This window comes from Burkholderia sp. SIMBA_062 (assembly GCF_046534765.1).
GTDB classification, from domain to species: Bacteria; Pseudomonadota; Gammaproteobacteria; order Burkholderiales; family Burkholderiaceae; genus Burkholderia; species Burkholderia ambifaria.
Window position 1 is genome coordinate 1 of the sequence record NZ_JAWRYD010000311.1, and the last position, 267, is coordinate 267.

1 pseudogene is annotated in these 267 nt (G+C 59.6%); it reads left to right on the forward strand.

From position 1 onward, the window contains the following. Positions 1-71 precede the first annotated feature (71 nt). Positions 72-267: pseudogene (locus SB786_RS36485) on the forward strand (type VI secretion system baseplate subunit TssE); the annotation flags it as partial.

Genomic DNA, 267 nt, shown 5'->3' on the forward strand with positions numbered 1-267 from the left:
GGTGTCGTTGAACCGGGTGGGGCGCAGGGCGCGCCGCCCGGTTTTCATTGCATGCGACGCCGGATGGTTTGATGAAACGTTTCGAGCCCAGTTTCTTCGACAAGCTGTTCGACGACGAACCGCATTCGCCGGCACCTGCCGCGATGCGGCAATTGTCGCTGGACGAACTGAAAGCGACGGTGGCGCGCGATCTGGAGTCGATTCTGAATACGCGAATCGCCTTCACCGAGCACATGCTTGCGCAATTGCCTGAATGCCGTAAATCCC